Genomic DNA, 18,347 nt, shown 5'->3' on the forward strand with positions numbered 1-18,347 from the left:
CGCGTCAGCCATGCGGCTTGGTCGGGCGCGCTATCGCGGCATCGCAGCAGCCTTACTTCTTCTTGGCGTCGACGTGCTTCGGCTTCGGCGGCGTCTGGATCTTCGCGTACTCGAATGCAGGCGTCGCCAGAAGCGCTGCCTTGGTTGCGCCAGGGAGATAGAGATTGCCGTCGCGAACATCGAGCGAGACGATTGGCACCGCCACATCATGTGCAGCCAGGCCCAGGAAACCGCCTGCAGCGACGATTGCCGCGGAAACAGAGCCGTCCGGCGCCACGATCAGGTCGCGGATCACGCCGATTTTCGAACCGTCATCGTTGTAGACGGCCTTATCAAGCACACTCTTCTTCACGCTCCAGCCAGTGAGCAGCGCCTGCGATTGCTCGACCGTTACGCTCAACGGTTGCGAACCGGCGATTTGGGCATGAGTCGGCATACTGATTGCGCTGGAAGCCAGCACGGCAACTGCCAATATCGTTTTACGGAATGACATGCTCTTTTGCTCCTTGTGAATATACTGCGGTCGAAACACGGCGTTTGGCAGGACAATCTTCCATAAACACGCGTCAAACGCGCATGCTTATTTGATGACGAAAGATTGCAGTCGCCAATAATCAATAATGCTGTAAATACACGTTCCAATTCACCATATTATTTCTGGAGAATTAGGAGTGCGTCGGCTGCTGCGCAGCATTACGCGACGCCGCTGTCCATTAGGCACGGTTCCGCCACGTTTTTCAAGGCACACTCCAGCAATATGTGAGATCGCCCAAGTAATCCGGTAGCGCAAAAGCTATGGGGATGGAGCCCAGTGCCTCTAGGTGCAGCCTCCGGCACGGCGCATCGACTGGCTCTCTTCCTGCATGAATCGTCCTGCTCGTCAGAAGATAAGCCGTTTTCGCCTAATGCGATTGATGTCCATCCCTATTCACGACGAGCACGTCATTTTGGACTCATGCACCGCTTCTGCTTTGCGTACTTCACGGCGAAACGCGCCCGGACTGGTTCCCGTCCATTTGCGAAAGGCGCGGTGAAATGCGCTCGGCTCAGTGAAACCGAGTTCGCTGGCGATTTCAGCCACGCTGAGTGCGTTTTCATGCAGCAGTGATTGCGCCAATGCGCCACGCATCTCGTCCTTGATGGATGCAAAGCTTTGTCCTTCGCTACGGAGGCGTCGCCGCAAGGTCGCAGGCGTGATGCCCAATCGTTCGGATAACGTGTCGAAGTCCGGCCATTCCGCGGCAGGTAACGCTTTCAGATGCTCGCGCGTTTTCGCGACCCATCCGGTGTCGTGTCGATAACGCACCAGGAGATTGCCGGGGGTGCCACGCAGAAAGGTCGTCAGCGCGTGCTCTGAACGAATCGTCGGCAGGCTGAGATAGGCGGCGTTGAACGCGAGCCGGCTGTCGGGCTGGTCGAAGTGCACAGGCACGCCGAAGAACTGATGGTAGTCGGTGCGCTGGTCAGGGCTCGGGCACGCAAAATCAATGCGTTGCAGCGGAATGCGCCGGCCGACCAGCCAGCAGGCCAGTCCCAGCAAAATCAGCCAGAACGTACGGTAGGCGAAGGCAGGATACGGTGCGTCCGCATTGGCGAGAACAATCTGTGCTTGTCCGTCGGCGACCACGAGCTCGCCGTGCGGATCGTCGAGCACGACGCGCAGAAATTGCAGCGCTCGCCGCAGCGCTTTTTCGAGCGTGCCGGCGTGCAGTACCGCTTGGCAGAGCAGCGCGAAACTCCCATGCCGCATCGGCCGCGCAGAGAGGCCGAAAAACTCGTCGTCCGTCGCCTCGGCGATCGCCAGCCAAAGTCGTCCATATTGCTGGGCGGTGACGGGATCGGACACCACATCGGGCAAGCCCGCGGCTCGCAGCAGCGGCTTCGCCGCGAGACCTTGCCGGCGCAGGCATGCGAGCGCGTCCTCGACAAAGTCCGGCGAGATCATCTGTTGTCCCACCTCATGACCTCCAAATATGGCAAAGCCGATCAAAATTCTAGATTCCGTTTGTCATTGATTGCAATGTTTGGGCTGTCTACCATCAAAACAGATCTGCCGCGCCAACCTGAGCGCCGGTCGAGACAAAGAGAAGGAGACACCCATGCCAGATGTAGCCATCGCCAGGACGATGCCGTCCTATGCCGATGCCGTGGCCCAGTTCCGCATCGAGGCCGCCGCCGCGCACCTGCATGGTGACCTGGCGCGCGGTCTGAACGCATGCGTCGAATGTTGCGATCGGCATGCGGCCTCCGGCGCGACAGCGCTCGACTGGATCGACATCAACGGACGGCAGCACAGCTTCAGCTTCGCGCAGATGCAGGCGCTTTCCGCCCGCGTTGCCAACTTGCTCGTTGCTCAAGGCGTCAAGCCGGGCGACGTGGTGGCCGGCTTGTTGCCGCGGACGCCCGAACTCGTCGCCACCATCCTCGGCACATGGCGCGCGGGTGCGGTGTATCAGCCGCTCTTCACCGCATTCGGCCCCAAGGCGATCGAGCATCGGCTGCACATGAGCGAGGCACGGTTGGTCGTCACCAACATCGCGAACCGCGCCAAGCTCGACGAAATCGCCGATTGTCCGCAGGTGGCAACGGTGCTGCAGCCCGGAGAGCTTCTGCCCGCAGGCGATCTCGATTTCCGCGCGGCGCTCGACGCACAGTCAGCCTCGTTCGAGCCGGTGCTGCGCAAGGGTACGGATCTATTCCTGATGATGTCCACTTCCGGCACGACGGGGCTGCCCAAAGGCGTACCGGTGCCACTGCGTGCGCTGCTCGCCTTCGGCGCCTACATGCGCGATGCGGTGGATCTGCGCGCCGAAGACCGGTTCTGGAATATCGCGGATCCTGGCTGGGCATATGGTCTCTACTACGCCATCACCGGGCCGCTGCTGCTTGGCCACGCGACCACGCTTTACGAAGGCAGCTTCACCGTCGAAAGCACCTACGACGTCATCGATCGGCTCGGCATCACCAATCTCGCCGGCGCACCGACGGCCTATCGACTCCTGATGGCGGCCGGCCCGGACGCGGCCGCTCCCGTCAAAGGCAAGCTGCGCGTTGTCAGCAGCGCGGGCGAGCCGCTGAATCCGGAAGTCGTGCGCTGGTTCGACGCGGCACTTGCTGCGCCCATCCACGATCACTACGGACAGACCGAGCTCGGCATGGTGGTGAACAACCATCACGGGCTTGCGCATCCCGTTCATCCCGGATCGGCCGGGCTCGCGATGCCCGGTTACCGGGTCGCGGTAATCGACGATGCGAACCACGAGCTCGGGCCGGGGCAGCCCGGCAATCTGGCGATCGACATCGCGCAATCGCCGCTGCTCTGGTTTGGCGGATATTGGCGTCAGGACACACCCGCCATCGCAGGCGGCTACTATCGAACGGGAGACAACGTCGAGCTGGAACCCGACGGCAGCATCAGTTTCATTGGCCGCGCGGACGACGTGATCACATCGTCCGGCTACCGCATCGGACCGTTCGATGTGGAAAGCGCGCTGATCGAGCATCCGGCCGTGAGCGAAGCCGCGGTGATCGGCGTGCCGGATCCCGAGCGGACGGAAATCGTCAAGGCGTTCGTCGTGCTGTCACGCGGGTACGAGGCTGGCCAGGACTTGGCCGATGCGCTCAGCCAGCACGTCAAGCGACGGCTTTCGGCACACGCGTATCCGCGTGCGATCGATTTTGTCGAGGCGCTGCCCAAGACGCCAAGCGGAAAGATCCAGCGCTTCGTGCTGCGCAAGATGGAAGCCGACAAGGTTTCACCTATTTGAATACGGAGTGCAAATGAATATCGCCGATCGGGTATTTCTGATCACGGGTGCGGGATCCGGCCTCGGCGCCGCGGTAGCACGCATGGTCGTCGCGGCAGGCGGCAAGGCGATGTTGCTGGACATCAATCGTGATGCCGGCGCCACGCTGGCGCACGAATTGGGCGCTGCGGCGCGTTTCCAGGCGACCGATGTCACCCGTGAAACCGACGGGCAGGCCGCCGTGGCTGCCGCGCTCGACGCATTCGGCCGCATCGACGGCCTCGTCAATTGCGCAGGCGTCGCGCCAGGCGAAAAGGTCGTGGGCCGCGAGGCGCCCCACCGGCTCGAGAGTTTCGAGCGTGCAGTGTCGATCAATCTCGTGGGCACGTTCAACATGATCCGGCTGGCCGCCGACGCGATGTCGAAGCAGGATGCCGACGCGCAGGGCGAGCGCGGCGTCATCGTCAATACGGCGTCGATCGCGGCATTCGACGGCCAGATCGGGCAGGCCGCGTATGCGGCGTCAAAGAGCGGCGTGGTCGGCATGACGCTGCCCGTGGCGCGCGAGCTTGCCCGCTTCGGCATTCGGGTCGTGACCATCGCGCCGGGGATTTTCGCGACGCCGATGATGTCCGGGATGCCTCAGGAGGTACAGGATTCGCTGGGCAAGAGCGTGCCGTTTCCGTCGCGTCTTGGCCGGCCGGATGAATTTGCGGCGCTGGTGCGCCATATCGCCGAAAACACGATGCTGAACGGAGAAGTCATCCGTCTCGACGGCGCGCTGCGCATGGCACCGCGTTGACACTGGAGTAAAGGAATCATGACGACAAACGATCCGATTGTTATCGTCGGCGCTGCGCGTACGCCGATGGGTGGTTTTCAGGGCGATCTGGCTACGGTCAGTGCGAGCGAGCTCGGCGCGGTGGCAATCCGCGCCGCACTCGTACGCGCCGGCGTGCCGGCCGAGCAGGTCGACGAGGTCATCATGGGTTGCGTGCTGCCGGCAGGTCAGGGACAAGCGCCGGCGCGGCAAGCCGCATTGAAGGCCGGGTTGCCGCTGTCGGCGGGCGCCACCACGATCAACAAGATGTGTGGCTCCGGCATGAAGGCAGCGATGCTCGCCCACGATCTCATGCTCGCGGGCAGCGCGAACCTGGCCGTCGCCGGCGGCATGGAAAGCATGACGCAGGCGCCCTATCTGCTGCCCAAGGCGCGTGGCGGCTACCGGATGGGCCACGGTCAGGTACTCGATCATATGTTCCTCGACGGGCTCGAGGACGCGTACGACAAGGGCCGACTGATGGGCACATTCGCGGAGGATTGCGCCGAGACCTATCAGTTCACGCGCGAGGCCCAGGACGCGTTTGCGATCGCCTCGCTGAAACGCGCGCAAAAGGCGATCGCAGACGGACACTTCACGGCTGAAATCGCGCCCGTGACAGTGCGGGCAGGCAAAGCGGAAACGATTGTCGCGGTGGACGAGCAGCCCGGCAAAGCGAAGCTCGACAAGATCCCGACGCTCAAGCCGGCATTCCGTGAAGGCGGCACGGTAACGGCCGCGAATTCGTCGTCGATCTCGGACGGTGCAGCGGCAATGGTTCTGATGCGTCGCTCGGAGGCAGAGCGGCGCGGTCTGACGCCGAAGGCCGTGATTGTCGGACATGCGGGTTATGCCAACCGGCCGAACCTCTTTCCCACGGCGCCGATCGGCGCGATGCGCAAATTGTCCGAGAAGACGGGCTGGAATCTGCGGGACGTCGACCTGTTCGAGATCAACGAAGCCTTCGCCGTGGTCGCGATGGCGGCGATGCGCGATCTCGACCTGCCGCACGACAAGGTCAACGTGCATGGCGGCGCATGCGCACTGGGGCATCCGATCGGCGCATCCGGCGCGCGCGTCATGGTCACGCTGCTGGCTGCGCTGGAAACGTATGGTCTCAAGCGTGGTGTCGCGTCGCTGTGCATCGGCGGTGGAGAAGCGACGGCGATTGCGATCGAACGCGTGGTCTGACGCGGACAACCGGGGGCGCTTGCGTGGAGGCGGCGGGAGCCCTTCTTCACCCCTGCGTCCCGCAAGTATCTGCATCGATCGTTGCCGAATTCGCGAGAGGCGTCGATGCCGAACTCAAGTGACAGCCCCGGCAGCCTGAGCCAGGGCTGCCAAAACGCTTAGTGCAATTGCCGCTTCAGATCCGAAAGCTCTGAATGCATGGAGCTCACTGCACTCATGATCCTGGCATCGAGACCGCCGGCTTGCAGGCAGGCGCGCTCGGCACGATCACCGATCCGTTCGAGATCGTCGATCCATTGCCGAATGCGGTCTTCGTCATGGGATGACATGACCTTCTTCGCCGACTTGCACTCCTTGTCCAACTCATCCACCCAGTTCATCAGATCCGTGGGAATCGTCTTGTCCGAGTGGCAAGTCCGGGATGCCTCGCTGACCGTTTGTTGAAGATGCGCAAAGCGTTGCTGCATGTCACTGGCTTGCAACATGATGTCCTCCTTTCCGAACGTCTGTTCGGCATGCGCTCAGGCAGCGGATCGAGCCGCGCTGCCGGCTCTGGCGCCAACCGCGGGCCGCAGCCGGGGCGGAGGAATGTTGCGTTACGCCAGAACGGCTATCTGGCCCGCGAGGAGCGGGCTTCTAGTGTAGGTCATAAGCACCCGCCTGTTTGCCGGGAAGCGTCGCTGCGAATTGGATGATGCGTGCAGCGGCATGCACGCTCCGCAATTTGGGGGCCAGCAGGATGGACCAAACACATGGGATTGCCCGGCAGGGGATGGATCATGGCGGAGAGCCGCCACCACCCGATGTGGCTACCCCATACTTTGCACGTGCAAAGTTTTGTCCCGGGGTTATGAGCTTTCCCCCGGCCACCAGGGTTCTGCGGCTGGACGAATCAGATAATCATCCAGGTTCTTGCCGATCAGCCATTTCGGGCATGCACCGCGGCCTGACCACGATTTTCCCGATGAGGGATCGTAGTATTTGGCCGGCAGTTTCTTCGGCTTGTCTTTGACGAAGCCCGCTGCCCTGAGCAGTTCCACCTCGGTGATGCCGTATTGCTTCACCTGTTCCCGAATCGCGGCCAATACCTCCGTCTTCTCTTTTTTTCTGGCTTCCTCGAGAAGCAAGTTGACGTGGCCGAGCTGCTGCTGAAGTTCCTGAATTTTGCTGGTTGTCACGTGATATCCGTCTCCATCGATATGCCGCCGGCACTCAAGCCGGACATGCGAATTCCATCATTGCTACGTAGTCGGTTCGGCTGCCGCTGATCGTGCAGTCGCCTTTGCCGGACGACGCATTTGCCGCATTTTTTACGCACGAATCGATACTCGCCCTGCTTCGCTGCCTGTCTAGTCCGGATTCCCTTGGCAACAGATCTTCATTGCATGGCATCCCACAACGCGACCTGGTTCAAGCTGAATTCTTGCGATCGATTGACCGCTTCGCGAGTACGCCGCCCTTGAGCAGAACCGTGGGTGCCGGACTTTCTGCAAAGCCCGTAGAAACCGATCTCGGAGTTTAGCGTTCGTCAGTAGTACTGGATCCGTCAGGATCTGCGAATTCGCCTTTGGGGGCATTCGCTACTCATCCTCATGACTGCTTGCTGGCGTTCAACGTTTCGAGCCAGTCAATCGTGCAACAACACAAGTTGCTCGACGCTCATTACGTGAAATCTACTGAAAAATAAGGTGCGATTGTAGCAGCCAGTGATGACCGATCCCGCTGGTGTACGAGACGCTCGAAGCGCCCTTTACCCTTCCAGCGCCGTGCGCAAAACTGCCTGAGCGCCGGGATACCAATCGTTCCCGTCGCATGCGGCGTTGCGTTTTGCCAATCATGCCGATGCTATTTGGATAAGTTTTCTTATCCAAATAGTCTCATGCGTTCCGGAAAGTAGCCGGCAGAAAGACACGTCCGCACCGATGCGACTGCCGAACCGAATGACAACGATTTTGCGACAAACCCGCCAAACAGATGAGGCAGGGCAATTCCAGAATTCCTGAAAGAATCAGGAACAGTGTCTTTTTCAGAACCGGATAACTTTTAAGAATCTGCTTACCTAAACTGTAGTCATCCGTTCCGAACCCGTTGTTCGCAACGAGACACAACAAAGCTGGAGGTAAGCATCATGAAGCGCCTGATTCAAGCCGTTGTCGTCGCCGCCGCCCTTGCAGCGCCGATCGCCGTATTCGCACAAAACAATGCGCCGCTGACTCGCGCACAAGTGCGCGCGGAGTTGGTGGAGTTCGAGAAGGCAGGCTATAGCCCGTCAGTTGGCGAAGATCCGTACTATCCGAGAGACATCCAGGCGGCAGGAGCGCGCGTTGCTCAACAACATGCCATCGTACAGGCTCAAGGCGTCGACACGAGTGGCATCGGCAGTGACGTCCAAGGGGCCGCAGCGGCGGGCAAGCCCGCGAAAATTTCGCGCCTGCATACTGATGACGAGATGAAGTCGTTGTACCGCGGTCGCTAAGCGACAACGCCTTCGATTATGCGATCCACCCTGCCGAGCGGCGCGGCTGACCAAGATCGCGGCGTCGCATGTCACTCGTCTTTTGCGGATTGCGTCGGCGCCTTCGCTGCCTTTGCCGGACGGCGTGCCTTCATCCGCCGGGCACGCGCCGCATCCTCGCGCGATACCTGACCCACTTCGTTGCCCTGCAAATCGACGCGCGCCGCGCCCTCGACCAGACATGTCCAGTAGCGGCTGCCGCGGCACCACGTCGCGACCGCTTCACGCAATTCCGCTTCGCTCAAGCCCAATGCCTGCATTTCGCTGGCAAGATCGTCCCAAATACCGACCTTGAGCGGAACCTTCGGTGCCGGGTTCTTCGGGAAAGCCAGCGGATACCGCTTTTGCAGTTTTCCGATCGAGATCACGACCGGATCGACGGGCGTCGCCGGCTTGGCAGCGGCATTCGGACGCGTCTTCGAGCGTTTGGCATTTCGCTCCTGCTTGGCCTTTGCGGCTAGTTCGTCGCGCAAATTGGCCAGTTGTTCAAAACCCATAATTTCAGTGCACCAGGAATGTAATGAATGGCTGCAGGCAAGACTCGCCGACATGTCGCAATGCGCGGATCGCCAATACACCGTACGCCGCACCGACATGTCGCATCGAGTACCTGAGCTAGCATGCGACATGCCGATATTGTCGCGTAAACCACCGCGATCCCGTGCCAGTCGGACCGGTCATCCGCTCCATGCCTGCGAATGCCACCGATCCTGATGCAGCCACATGCCCCATCAATCTTCGCCGCGCCCCTCGTGTGGAAACCCGCATTCTTACGTATATCAAGGCGCAGGACCGGCTGCCCATCCATCAAACACTTCACGTAGGCATCCGAATCAAATACACGGGAAAAACAGTCTCGATATCAAAGCGCGCCAAGCGCAATCCCGGCCGCCAGGTCGGCAAATTGGCAAAATCGTCAGCTCCGATCGCCTTGCTCGCCAAGATCCGCTCGGGCGTCTGAGCATGCGCACCGACGCTCATCCCCGGCGCCATGCTGCCCAGCCAGCCCTAAAGACCGATCAACATGCAGCCAGCGACAGATTCATGGCCTGCGGCGCAATGTTCTTGGTGCTGGCGAGCTTATTCAGTATATAAAGTCCAGCCGGCTACAAGGCCATCGCATAACCATCAGCTCGCTATAACGCGCTGACGCGCCGCTGCACATTGTCGATCCCGCAGCCGTTCAGATGCAGACGTGTCGCGCCATCCGATTGTTCAGTTGTCACGTGACAACTCGCTATGCGTCGGGATCCTCTTCGAACGTTTTCACGAGGGATCGGTATTCAAAGATCCCGTGTCACTCCCGTCGCCTCAATTTACGGCTGAGTGGCCACCATGACTATTTCGAATACCACGCAATACGTATCAGACGCGACAAAGACCCTCCATCCGACCAGGCGGAGATGAAGGCGGAGACCGAATACCATTCTTCCCCATTCCCAAGAGATCTGCCGATGGATATCCGTGAAACAACAGGCCTAATCCGGCGTAAACCAGCGTCGGAAAAGGATTCGGGAGCATCCCGCATTTATCCGACATGTTTCACGCCGAAGGTGACGACGCACGCTTTACGAATAGAAGAGCGGCCAGGATCCGCTTGAGAAGCTCACTCCACGAACAGGGGTAGATATCGACGAGGAACCCCGTTCGCTCCATCGATTCCTGGTTGATTCGAACCAGTTGTCACGTGACAACTCACTGTTGCATCGCCAACAAACCTCCCGTTGCACATGCGCTGCGGGTTCATGAGCAGCCTATTTCCCTCCTGACAGCGCCGCGACGCGCCTCGCATGTCCTGAGTTGTCACGTGACAACTCAGGACATGCGCGGGATTTCTCAGGGCGGCCGAAGCGTCTGCCGCACGGCCGGCATGTTCGCCGACGATCAATCGATCAGCCGCGTTGCCGATATTTTCCAGCGCGTCCTGCGTCAAATGCCCAGTTGTCACGTGACAACCAGCAGAGCGCCGCGCTTCCCGCCGATAGGCACGTTTCTGGACTTTTCTACAACGAATGAATATATTCCGAAAAATTCTTGGAGAAATTTAATGGCTTTCAAGATCGCCGTCAGTAATCAAAAAGGCGGGACCGGAAAGACAACGATTTCGGTCAACATCGCGGCAGCCTTCGAAGCAGGCGGGAACAGGGTTGCACTCATCGATGCCGACCCCCAGGGTACATCCGTCAGATGGGTCACGAGCGGCGAGAACACGCTGCCGATGACCGTTCTCTCACTGGCGCCGGCCGGCCGCGGCATCGGCGGAGAAATCAAGAAGCAGGACGCTCATTTCGACGTGATCATCGTCGACTGCCCGGGCAACCTAGAGGATCCGCGCATCGCGTCCGTGCTCGAAGTCGCCGACTTCTGCCTCGTTCCGCTCTCGCCATCACCCGCGGACCTGTACAGCACGGTTGCCATGATCCGCATGATCGAATCCATGCGTACAGTGCGTAACCCGGGACTGTCTTCCGCGTTGATGCTCAACAGCGTCAATGGAAAAACCAGGATGCGCGAAGAAATCCTGAAAATCCTGAGGGCGGAAGAAATAGGGGAGCATCTGCTGGAAAGCCAGATCTCTCAACGTGAGGTCTATCGTCAGACGTTCGCGCTCGGCACCACCATTCACCATCACAATCGGTACCTGAGAGGTCTCAAGGAGGCCCGCGCAGAGATCGAGAAGCTGGTCACCGAAATGGCCCAATACATCGCATCGACACGAGATCCCGGAACTGCGCATGGCTAAGGAAACACCGAAAGAGAAAAAGTCGACGGGCAACCTTCATCTTGCAGCCGGTCTGCTGCGTGGCCTCGCTCAGGAAAACGCCGCGCTGGAAACCCGACAGTCTGAACCGACAGGGGTCGCGCCCACCATCGTCGAGAAGCCGGCTGAGATGAAGCGTGCCGTCCCGGATTCCGGCGCACCGCAGAAAGTCGCCGTGAAGGACTGCATCCCGAATCCCTTCAATCCGCGTATCTTTTATGCGGAAACGGGCTTGCACGAACTCGCCCTGACCTTGAAGCGGGAAGGGCAGATCGAACCGATCAAGGTGACCCGGCTGCCTGAATTCCCGGGCAAGCTCGTCGTGATCGACGGACAACGCCGCTTGCGCGCCACCAGCATCAACGGTGACGCATTCATCAACGCCACCTTCCGGTCGGATCACACGCCCGAGCAGCTCTATACGATTGCCTACCGCGCCAACCACGATCACGAGCGTCAAACGATCTTCGATGACGCCGTGGCATGGAAGCGTCTCCTCGACGAAAACGTCTTTCCGGACCAAAACACGCTGGCGGAGAAGATCGGCAAGGACAAGGCAACGGTCAGCAAGACGCTGTCGCTCAACGCACTGCCGAACATGCTCCTCGAGCGAATGGCCGTCGCAAGCGATGTGATCGGCTTGCAGGCCGCGTATTTTCTCAAGCTGATTTTCGAGCGTATGGGAGAGTCCACGGCCAACCGGCTGCTCTCGGCGGTGATCGACCGCAAGAAGTCCGTGCGGGATCTCGAAAATTTCCTGCGCGCGCAGGGTGACGGGAACCCAAAGGCTGGAAGGACTCGTTATAGCGTACGCCACGACTTTGCCGTCGAATCGCGCACGATCGGTCAGTTGAAGACCTATCCGGATGGACGCATCGACTTGCAGTTGAAGGACGTCAGCGCGGCACACCAGGAAGCGCTCGCCGACAAGCTCAAGGCGCTCATCGATGCGTACGTCGCCGAGATGGCCAGCGCGCCCCGGCCCGCTGAATAAAAAAAGACCTCGCAGCGCGAGGTGCGAGGTCTTTTTTAATTCCCGGCGACACTGCTTTTGAGCACGAACGCCAGCAAGTCGTCGGATGTGGGTTCGTCCCACACATCCAGCGCCAGCCACCGCAAGAAACTGGTTTGCGCAAGCTTGCTCGGCTTCTTCTTCGGCGACAAGATCAGATCCTTCGAGCCTGCGACCGTCTCGTTGTAGCGCTCGATAAGCCGGGTCTGGTCGTCGATCTCCAGCTCACGGAAATACCCTTCCGCTTCCTCGATCTTTGCGGCGAGATACTTGTCCCGGATCTGCTCCTGTTTGCGTTGGGCTGCCTCTTGCGCGGGTGCGGGTTCGGGCGAATCCGTTTCCTGTCCGTCGGGCAACGTATAGCCATGCGTCAGCGCTTTACGGAAATACGCGCCCACATTGTCGATCGGCATCGCATTCTTCTTCGTCGTCCGGTTGATCGTGTACGTGATCGCGGACTTGAAGCGCTGCACGCCGTACTGGGTAATCAGCTGGCGAGCCTCCGAATGGGGAATGCCGAACTTGGCGACTTCATCGATGAGTGCGTCATGCTTGACGTCGCTTTCTTCCACCGTATCGGCGGCAGTCGATTTGCGCGTGACCCTGAACTGGACTGCCTCCACGCTGCGACCAGACTTGTGTTCGATCAGCTCGAGCGTATGGTCCGAAACCTCGTTGACTTCCTGAATGCAGGGAACCAGAACCTTGCTCTTGAACAGCTTGTACTCCTTGTACGACTGCGATGCCTTGTCCTGGCCCAGGAGCAGGTCGCGGAATTTCGGCAGCAGGATCTTCGCGGTAATGCCGACCCCTTCATAGCGCACGGTGTTTTCCCACAGCGCGAGCGAGTGCGACCGGCGGAACTCGCGAGCGATCCGCATATCGATGAGCGCGTAGATCTCCGGGTTGAGTACCTCGGCACGGATCTGATCGGAGAAGCTGTATTTCAGGACCGACTGTTCCAGCTCCGCGCCGGCGAGCAGGCCCGACGCCTTCCAGACAGTCGAACTGTCCGCGGCAAGATAGTCCCAGTTGACGACGGTGCTGATCAGCGAATTCACCGTGTCCTTCACGTATTTCGTGTTGTTGCTGTTCAACCCGCTTTCATGAGAAAGGGCAGCGACCGAGATGGAGAAGCTCGTGCGGCCAGGCTCGAATGCGTCCTGCCGAAGGGCGTTCTTGATCAGCAGGCTGAACATCTTTCGCTGCTGCAGACTGATTTTTCCCGACTTGGGCGCGATGTGAATCGCCTGGACGGCTTTGCGCAGCAAGTCGGGAGGCTCCATCGATTGGAACAGCGAGACCTGCTTGTCGGCGCCGGTGCTTGCGAGCTTTCGCGGCATTGTCATGTCCGGATAAGGTTACCTTGTTGAGGGCGGACTTTATACCTTTTCCCTACCCCGGGCAACGTCGCGCCAACTCATCGGACACACAGAAATTTGCGCAGGAAGATGTTTGACGATCCTATAGATTCCCGTCCTTTCATTGGGACAAGATCCCAAAGAGCGCTACCTTTCGTTTGATTTGTCCAACTCTGGCAACGCAAATACAGATCGGAACGTAACCATCTATGGGATCTGTACGATCAGCCATGCCATCCGGTATCGCGGCCATCGTTTTGCCCAATTTCCCCATAGACCGCTACCTAAAAAAATCCCATAACAGGCAACCTTTCAGCCTGATCTACACCAATTTGTTGCACGTTGCGGCAAGTAAGGTTCACCCCAAAATCCCATAGACGACTACCTTTTCGAACCACCATAAAAGGCTACCTTTTCGAGCGATCGCCCCTGTTTACAAGCATCCGAGACAGAAACACGGGTTTAGATCGCCCTGTGCATACGGCGCCGATCTCCCATAAACGGCTACCTTTCAGGCATCCCATAAAAGGGAACCCAAAATGCTTCCGCGACCTTCGTGCCGGCATCTCAATAAGAGGCGTTCCCCATAGCCGGGTACCTTCATTCTCTCCCATAGATGACTACCTCAATCCACCCGCAAATCGAATCCCATAAACGGGTACCTTTCTCCCATATCCACAACCCTTTTCTCCCATAGACGGCTACCCAAAATCCCATATCCACAACCCTTTTCTCCTATAGACGGCTACCTTTGCTCCCATAAACGGCTACCAAATCGCCCGCAAACCCTTGCCAGTAAAGGCAGAGAGCGCGCTAAAAGTATTTAAAGGTGTAAACGTAGTTATATAAATATGTAAACACACGTGCGCGTTCAGATAGACACATCCCATAAACGGCTACCCTCGTGTTGCAACGCGTCCTGCACGCAGCACCTCAACTCGACATTCCCTACCCTGAAATCATCGGGCCCCATTATTAATCGTGGGGCGAGAACACCCATCAAGAGGCAGGACGTAGAAATCTATGGGGCCGGATGAGAGGAAAGGCCCGGTTCCTAAACAGGTCCCCCTCTATGGGATCTGCCTGTAGAGATCGGCCAATCCAATCATTCCCGCGATACCAGGACGTAACTGGACACCTCCCCATTGCTCATGTACCGTTTCGCCGAATTCGTGCCGGAACGGATTTCAGCGAATCCAGCGATCCATCCGTCAATGGCTGAACGTCACTCGGAAAAATGATCGATGGACACGCTGCAGATGATGCGAATCTTTGTCCGTGTGGCGGAGGAGGGCAGCTTCACCAGTGCCGCTCAGCGCATAGGCATCACGACGGCCTATGCTTCCCGCTCGGTGGCCCAGCTGGAAACGCACTTGCGTACGCGCCTGCTCAATCGCAGTACCCGCCGGATAGCGCTTACGCAGGCTGGGGAACGCTATCTGGCGCGCTGCGAGCAGATTCTCGGCTGTATCGACGAAGCTGAGGCGGAAGCGGCGGATGCGCAAGTGTTGCCATCTGGCCGATTGCGTGTGCATTCGACGACAAGCTTCGGCCAGGCTTACCTGGTACCGGCAGTCGTGCGCTATCGCACCCGTTATCCCTCGGTAGGGGTCGAGCTCACGCTGTCGCAGCATGTCCCCGATCTGATCGACGAGGGATACGACGTCTCGCTGCAATTGAGCACGTCTGACCTGCCCGATTCGGGACTCGTGTCGCAACGGCTTGGCACCGTGCACAGCGTGCTATGCGCCGCGCCTTCCTACCTGAAGGAGCACGGCACGCCGAACACGGTCGAGGAACTCGCAGCGCATGCGTGCCTGCAGATTGTCACGCCCATCTTTCCGCGCGATCGCTGGCATCTGGACGGCCCGAACGGCCGCGAGACATTCGAGCTGCCGCCGGCGGATTTTCAGGTGAATGTCGCCGATGCGCTCAGTGCTGCCCTGCGGGCAGGCCTGGGAATCGGCTCGCTGCCGATGTCGACGGCAGTGCCTGCGTTGAGCAGCGGCGCGCTGGTTCGCGTATTGCCCGAATATCGGCTGCAGAGGCTGAATGTCTACACGCTGTATCCGTCACGCCAATATCTCGATGCCAAGATCAGGACGTTCGTCGATTTTCTGCGGGAATGCGTGCCCGAAATGCTTGCCGCCGACGAGGCAGCCTTGTGCATGTCCGGTCAGCCGTGACGCATCGCCTTGCGGGGAAACCGTGCCTGACGCGGGAGCGAGGGTCACGTATCCGGCAATGAAATTCTGACTTGCGGGTTACGTCCAACGCACGGCGCCCCGGATGAAAAGAGGAACGCCGTGCTTAGCCGTCATGTACGGCTTATGACCGACTTACTGACCGAAGTAGGTCGAGCCGGGGCCGCTCAGCCTTGCAGAGCTGGCACGGCCGGCACGGCTTCCTGTGGCAGCCTGCGCGCCATACCCGGCTTCATCGGCGCTTGAGGCGCGTGCCTGGGCGTCATGAAGCGCTTGCGGATCATGCACGTCCGATATTTCCGGCTTGTACCCGGCCTTTTCGAGCTGGACGAGATCCTCATTCACTTGTGCCCGCGTGGTGGACACGCTGGATTGAGCGAATGCGCCGAAGGAGGCGGAAAGAGCCGTTGTGGCGACGACCGCGTAGAAAAGCGATTTCATGATGACCCCTGGTTGCTTGATGCTGATTCCGCTTGACCCGTTGTCGTCAGCGGCTGATTGCATCGTAGCCATGGGGATGCCGGGCGGAAATACGCGTTCAGGCGAAAAATTATTGCAATTCGGTAAACGAACGGCGCCTGAGTCATCACGACTTCGTGTGCCGATTCAGGCGAGTCGAAAAAACGGATCGGGCATGGTGCATGCCGTCGACGCGACCGACTTTTGTCGCCGCTGCGCCAGATGATCTTGTGCCGGGCCGACCGACCTTTGTCGATCGGTTAGCGACGCACGCTGCGTGCCGCGGCATCGTCCTGGATGGTGTTCTGGATACGCACGATCGTGCGAGGTGTGATGAGGCCCAGCATCGCATTGACGTCCGCGTGGTGGCGGCCGGCGAGCAACTGGCGCCGCGCATACGTGTTGCGCAATACACGGGGACTCATGTCCGGCGCACTGAATCCAATGGCGGCCAGCGCTTCTCGCACCACGAGCAGCAAGAACATGTCGTTCATCATGCGCTTGCCGCGCGGTGACGGGAACAGCAGCGCCATTGCCGGTTCATCGGGGTTGAGCGCGCGCCACGCTTCCAGCGGTGGGAACGCAAATCGCTCGAGCGCGACTACCCGCTGCGGACGCGAGCCATGTCGCGGCACGTTGAGCGAGGGCCGGCCCGCATTCAGCTCGAGCTCGCCGATTTTTGCCGTCCGGATCTCGGTCGACGTAATGCCACTGCCAAGCAGCAAGGCAACGATCGCGCGGTTCCGGCATTCGAGTGCGCCATCCGCCGACCGAGGCTGTACGTACTTCTGCAGTGCGTTGTCAGCGTCAGGGGGAAGGTAGATCGGCTCTGGCTCGGCCTCTGGCCAGGTCATGTAGCGTGCGGCCTGGTCGGCCGGGTTCATGTCGCGCAGACCGGCCGACACCAACTGCCGGCAAAGACGGTTAATCAGCTTCGCGTAGCGAACACGTGTCGAGCTGTCTGGTGAGCAGGTCTTCTCCAGGTCCATAAAAAACCCTTCGACACGCTCAGGACCGAACGTCGCCAACGATTCGCCGTGCTCGAGCAGATAGCGCAGAAACCGCTCGAACATTGCCGCGTGCTGCACGATCGACCGAGGCGAGAAGGGGCGCTGGTCGGCTCCGGTCGCGCCGGTTTCCTGCCATTCGCGAAACGCGTTGACGGGATCCTGAATCCAGAGATTCGTATCCATGCTGGACTTTATATACGGAATTTCCTCGAACCGACAACAAGGCGAATCGTAGATTCGCCACCTGTCGGCTTCATGGGTGTCTGGCGCATATGCAACTGACTGCGTGGCGGTACGCGCCGATCCATTTCGCCATGCCGAGGTATGGCGGAAGCCGGATGCGATTTCATAACTCGGAGCCCGCGCGATGCCGCTTTCGATTCGTACTTGCTGGAAATCCGCCGGACGAACCGCCAATCGCGGGCAACTGGCACTGATACGGCGGCAGCTGAGCGGATATTTGCGGGTTTCGTCGACCTGAATTACTCAGCGATCAATATGCGGCAAGCAGGGCTACGTCTATCTGCCATTTGCCGCGGACGGCGTTGACGGTTAATCGAGAATGGAATCGGGAACGTCTTCCGGATCCGGATCTTTCGCCAGTTCGTGATGCGCGTCCGCGTCATCGACCATCATTGCCGCCACGTCGATCAACTCTTGAAGACGCTGCCGCAATGCCTCGCGCCACGCTTCGTCTTCTTCCCGCTCGAGCACCTTGTCCATTTGCTCGAAGATGGACGCCGCCGTCTGCAGGTAAGGGATCGCCTGCTGGTAGTTTTCGATGGCAAGCATCGCATCATTGCGTGCCCCGACAAGCAGTGCCCTGTAATCGTCTGCCAACTCGGATTGACCGCCGATGCGGCAAAGCACATCGGAAATGCGTTGCAGAAGGGCTGGGACTTGCTCCTCCAGCGTCGTGGTGCGTTGGCGTAGCACGGCATATGCGGCGCGAAGGTCCGCTTCATCGGATTGGCTGGGGCTGTCCATCGTCGTCGGTTATGCGTTGGGCGGTCGCGGCATGATACTCGACAGTCTGCTGAGGCCTTGTTCGATGATGATTGCGGCTGCGGTAGAGGTTCCGGGCTGCGGAACGTCAGTTGAAGCCGGCCAATTACCGTGCTTGAGAGGGGCGTCGAAGATATGCCTCCGGTTCAGATCCAGGGCGAAGCGGCGGAGATGGCGGAGATGGCGGAGATGGCGGAGATGGCGGAGATGGCGGAGATGGCGGAGATGGCGGAGATGGCGGAGATGGCGGAGATGGCGGAGAT

General features: G+C 59.7%; 15 protein-coding genes and 2 pseudogenes. 7 read left to right on the forward strand and 10 right to left on the reverse strand.

The features are described 5' to 3' along the window. Window positions 1–52: 52 nt before the first annotated feature. Together KH616_RS09470 and KH616_RS09475 are read right to left on the reverse strand one after the other, a co-directional pair. A complete protein-coding gene (locus KH616_RS09470; protein ID WP_292243578.1) occupies window positions 53–493 on the reverse strand; it encodes a PRC-barrel domain-containing protein in 441 nt (146 codons plus the stop codon). Window positions 494–928: 435 nt separating this feature from the next. Then, complete coding sequence (locus KH616_RS09475) at window positions 929–1,957, reverse strand: AraC family transcriptional regulator (protein WP_292243580.1); 1,029 nt, start codon at window positions 1,955–1,957, stop codon at window positions 929–931. A gap of 142 nt (window positions 1,958–2,099) precedes the next feature. Between KH616_RS09475 and KH616_RS09480 the strand changes: the two genes are divergently transcribed. From KH616_RS09480 to KH616_RS09490, 3 genes are read left to right on the forward strand one after another with little or no spacing between them, the layout of a single operon-like run. After that, window positions 2,100–3,767, forward strand: a complete 1,668-nt coding sequence (locus KH616_RS09480; protein ID WP_292243581.1) for an acyl-CoA synthetase — start codon at window positions 2,100–2,102, stop codon at window positions 3,765–3,767. 13 nt (window positions 3,768–3,780) lie between these two features. Then, on the forward strand, window positions 3,781–4,548 hold the full coding sequence (locus tag KH616_RS09485; RefSeq protein WP_292243582.1) for a 3-hydroxyacyl-CoA dehydrogenase: 768 nt from the start codon (window positions 3,781–3,783) through the stop codon (window positions 4,546–4,548). Between the two features lie 18 nt (window positions 4,549–4,566). Then, a complete protein-coding gene (locus tag KH616_RS09490; protein ID WP_292243583.1) occupies window positions 4,567–5,757 on the forward strand; it encodes an acetyl-CoA C-acyltransferase in 1,191 nt (396 codons plus the stop codon). 158 nt (window positions 5,758–5,915) lie between these two features. On the opposite strand, the gene KH616_RS09495 is transcribed toward KH616_RS09490, so the two are convergent. Together KH616_RS09495 and KH616_RS09500 are read right to left on the reverse strand one after the other, a co-directional pair. After that, entirely contained in the window at window positions 5,916–6,242 is a 327-nt protein-coding gene (locus KH616_RS09495) for a hypothetical protein (RefSeq protein ID WP_292243584.1), read from the reverse strand. 363 nt (window positions 6,243–6,605) lie between these two features. Next, window positions 6,606–6,935 (reverse strand): H-NS histone family protein, encoded by a 330-nt coding sequence (locus KH616_RS09500; protein ID WP_292243585.1) that lies wholly within the window; start codon window positions 6,933–6,935, stop codon window positions 6,606–6,608. 950 nt (window positions 6,936–7,885) lie between these two features. Between KH616_RS09500 and KH616_RS09505 the strand changes: the two genes are divergently transcribed. After that, window positions 7,886–8,233 (forward strand): DUF4148 domain-containing protein, encoded by a 348-nt coding sequence (locus tag KH616_RS09505; RefSeq protein WP_292243586.1) that lies wholly within the window; start codon window positions 7,886–7,888, stop codon window positions 8,231–8,233. A gap of 101 nt (window positions 8,234–8,334) precedes the next feature. Here the strand turns inward: KH616_RS09505 and KH616_RS09510 are convergent. Both KH616_RS09510 and KH616_RS09515 read right to left on the reverse strand, forming a co-directional pair. Next, window positions 8,335–8,769 (reverse strand): annotated as a pseudogene (locus KH616_RS09510) (ProQ/FinO family protein); the annotation flags it as partial. A gap of 365 nt (window positions 8,770–9,134) precedes the next feature. Then, window positions 9,135–9,280 (reverse strand): annotated as a pseudogene (locus KH616_RS09515) (flavodoxin family protein); the annotation flags it as partial. 1,039 nt (window positions 9,281–10,319) lie between these two features. Here KH616_RS09515 and KH616_RS09520 point away from each other — a divergent pair. Both KH616_RS09520 and KH616_RS09525 read left to right on the forward strand, forming a co-directional pair. Then, window positions 10,320–11,015, forward strand: coding sequence for a ParA family protein (locus KH616_RS09520; RefSeq protein ID WP_292243594.1), 696 nt, complete (start codon window positions 10,320–10,322; stop codon window positions 11,013–11,015). Then, window positions 11,008–12,027, forward strand: coding sequence for a ParB/RepB/Spo0J family partition protein (locus KH616_RS09525; RefSeq protein ID WP_292243589.1), 1,020 nt, complete (start codon window positions 11,008–11,010; stop codon window positions 12,025–12,027). The genes KH616_RS09520 and KH616_RS09525 overlap by 8 nt, the downstream gene beginning before the upstream one ends. A gap of 35 nt (window positions 12,028–12,062) precedes the next feature. On the opposite strand, the gene KH616_RS09530 is transcribed toward KH616_RS09525, so the two are convergent. Then, on the reverse strand, window positions 12,063–13,388 hold the full coding sequence (locus tag KH616_RS09530; protein ID WP_292243590.1) for a replication initiation protein: 1,326 nt from the start codon (window positions 13,386–13,388) through the stop codon (window positions 12,063–12,065). A 1,262-nt stretch (window positions 13,389–14,650) separates the two neighbouring features. Here KH616_RS09530 and KH616_RS09535 point away from each other — a divergent pair. Next, a complete protein-coding gene (locus KH616_RS09535; protein WP_292243591.1) occupies window positions 14,651–15,592 on the forward strand; it encodes a LysR family transcriptional regulator in 942 nt (313 codons plus the stop codon). 153 nt (window positions 15,593–15,745) lie between these two features. On the opposite strand, the gene KH616_RS09540 is transcribed toward KH616_RS09535, so the two are convergent. From KH616_RS09540 to KH616_RS09550, 3 genes are all read right to left on the reverse strand, one after another. Beyond that, the gene (locus KH616_RS09540) at window positions 15,746–16,051 is read right to left on the reverse strand and encodes a DUF4148 domain-containing protein (protein WP_292243595.1); all 306 of its coding nucleotides are present in this window, start codon (window positions 16,049–16,051) and stop codon (window positions 15,746–15,748) included. A gap of 278 nt (window positions 16,052–16,329) precedes the next feature. After that, entirely contained in the window at window positions 16,330–17,262 is a 933-nt protein-coding gene (locus tag KH616_RS09545; protein WP_292243596.1) for a tyrosine-type recombinase/integrase, read from the reverse strand. A gap of 369 nt (window positions 17,263–17,631) precedes the next feature. After that, entirely contained in the window at window positions 17,632–18,066 is a 435-nt protein-coding gene (locus tag KH616_RS09550; RefSeq protein WP_292243593.1) for an ATPase, read from the reverse strand. Between the last annotated feature and the right edge of the window lie 281 nt (window positions 18,067–18,347).

It is taken from the genome of Burkholderia sp. (assembly GCF_018375725.1).
In the GTDB taxonomy this organism is placed as follows: Bacteria; Pseudomonadota; Gammaproteobacteria; order Burkholderiales; family Burkholderiaceae; genus Burkholderia.